Annotated in this window: 3 protein-coding genes; all 3 read left to right on the forward strand. The window is 40.0% G+C overall.

The genetic code is table 11. The features are described from left to right. A partial coding sequence (locus G468_RS25520; RefSeq protein WP_155847028.1) for a tyrosine-type recombinase/integrase occupies positions 1-148 on the forward strand: 148 nt, incomplete at its 5' end. 261 nt (positions 149-409) lie between these two features. After that, on the forward strand, positions 410-997 hold the full coding sequence (locus tag G468_RS0117130) for a hypothetical protein (RefSeq protein WP_026824055.1): 588 nt from the start codon (positions 410-412) through the stop codon (positions 995-997). Beyond that, on the forward strand, positions 978-2,201 hold the full coding sequence (locus G468_RS0117135; protein ID WP_026824056.1) for a PBSX family phage terminase large subunit: 1,224 nt from the start codon (positions 978-980) through the stop codon (positions 2,199-2,201). The genes G468_RS0117130 and G468_RS0117135 overlap by 20 nt, the downstream gene beginning before the upstream one ends. Positions 2,202-2,339: the final 138 nt, after the last annotated feature.

Here is a 2,339-nt window from a genome sequence, read left to right on the forward strand (position 1 = left end):
CAACTTACGGCATTTTGCTGCGGTAAGTCTAATTAAAAAACGCAATGATATTCACGTTATTTCTAAAATGTTGGGTCATAAAAACATTGAGACGACGTCAAATATTTATGGGCGATTTTCAGGGTCAATTTTCGAGTTAAAATTTTAACATTTGCGTTTGTTTTTTAACCATTAAGGTAAATAGGGTTAAATCCTTACTTTCTTGCTATCAAAGGGATTCAGCAGGATAAATTACAGAATAGCCAAAAACGCATAAGTCCGCAGTCATAACTCCGCATTTTGAAAAATTGAAAAACCTAATAATCACAACGCATGAAGAGGGATTTTTTTCGCATAAGTCCGCAAAATAAGTCCGCACCCAAAACGGCTAATTTTACGAATGTTGCACAAGTGTTAATAAGAGGTTGTCATGTCACGGAAAGCGAAATATCAAAAAGCGTATATTGACGACGTGATCAACCTGTCTTTGGTTAAAGGAAAAGTATCAAATCATTTCATTGCAAAGTGGCTGCACGTTGATGAAAAAACCGTTAGAAATTGGCGAAAGGATTATTGCGAGTTTGATCATGCTTTTCATCATGCTGCGGATATTCTGAAAAAGGAAATCGCAGAAACGGCAAGGCAAAATACCAAAATGCGAACACGCAAAATCATTAAGAAAACACCGGATGGCGAAACGACTACGATAGAAGAAGTATTACCTAGTCACAATGATATTGCTGTGTACAAAAAGATGGGGATCAACGAAGTCTTCTTTAACGAAGAAAAGCAACAACAAAAAGAATATTTAAGATCGATACTTGAGCGCAAAAAATCAGGGGAAATGACTGCACTGGAAGCAGCGCAATTTTTGGAGATAGAAGGTATACCCGTCCCTAACACGCTATTGCTAGAAATCAAGCAATCATCAGATTTCAATGAATCGGAAGATATTTTCCCTTCTGTTATCCATGTTAACGCCGGAAGTTTTAAAAGTGATGAAAGAAATGGCAATTGATATTCCGCCAAAATTAACCGCCGTGTTTAACGGGAGTGCCCGTTATCGGTGCGCTTACGGTGGGCGAGGAAGTGGTAAAACACGCACCTTTGCATTAATGCTGGCAGTTAATGCCTTCAATGCAGCGAGGTTAGGGAAAAAAGGTGTGATCCTTTGCGCCCGTGAGTTCATGAACTCGCTTGAAGATTCCAGTATGCAGGAAGTGAAACAGGCAATCCAAAGCGTCAGTTGGCTTAAAAAATATTTTGATATTGGTGAAAAATATATTCGTACCAAAAACAAACGAGTCTCTTTTATCTTTTGTGGATTAAGGCGCAACTTGGATAGCCTCAAATCAAAATCATCAATTTTGTTTTGCTGGATAGATGAGGCTGAAAACGTACCAGAGTACGCATGGCAAAAATTAATCCCGACGGTGCGAGAAGAAGGTTCTGAAATTTGGGTTACTTGGAATCCAGAGCGAAAAGGGAGCGCAACCGATGTACGCTTTAGGCAGAAAAAGCCAAGTAACTGTATTTCGGTTGATCTTAACTACAATGACAATCCGTGGTTTCCTAATGTTTTGGAGGAAGACCGGAAAAACGACCTGATCCGGCTTGATGCGAATACCTATGCGTGGATTTGGGAAGGCGCTTATTTGGAGAATTCCAATAAGCAGGTATTGAACGGCAAATATGAAGTTGTTGAGTTTGATCATGATCTCTGGAAAAAAGCAGACCGATTGTTGTTTGGTGCCGATTTTGGTTTTTCAAATGACCCTAGTACCCTGATCCGCAGCTTTATCCTTGGTGACTGTCTGTACGTAGAATACGAAGCCTACAGGGTCGGTGTGGAATTGGACGCATTACCTCATTTCTATCAAGCGATACCGGAAGCAACACGTTGGCCAATTAAAGCAGACAACAGCAGACCAGAGACTATCAGCTACTTAAAACGACAGGGCTTTAATATTGCTCCGGCATCTAAATGGAATGGTAGCGTAGAAGACGGCATCGCGCACCTACGAGGCTTCAAAAAAATCATTATTCACCCACGCTGCAAAAATACGATTGAAGAAGCACGGCTATATTCGTACAAAGTTGACCGTAATACGGGTGATGTTCTGCCTGTCATTGTTGATGCTTATAATCATTGTTGGGATGCAGTGCGTTATTCGCTTGATGGATACATTAAAGGTTCCGTTTCTTTTTTGGATACACTATAGCGTACCAATGGGTGTACAAAATCGTTCGGTTTCGTACATCATCCAAAACGCCTGTACAAAAATAGGTTAAATTAATTTCGTACATCCTGTATAATAAGTACATCTATTTCGTACAGGAGAAATAAATATGTCACGGGT

The organism is Arsenophonus nasoniae DSM 15247, from assembly GCF_000429565.1.
In the GTDB taxonomy this organism is placed as follows: domain Bacteria; phylum Pseudomonadota; class Gammaproteobacteria; order Enterobacterales; family Enterobacteriaceae; genus Arsenophonus; species Arsenophonus nasoniae.

Coding starts and splice junctions, on each gene's coding strand:
- G468_RS0117130 (WP_026824055.1), top strand. CDS start 410: ATGTCACGGAAAGCGAAATATCAAAAAGCGTATATTGACGACGTGATC.
- G468_RS0117135 (WP_026824056.1), top strand. CDS start 978: ATGAAAGAAATGGCAATTGATATTCCGCCAAAATTAACCGCCGTGTTT.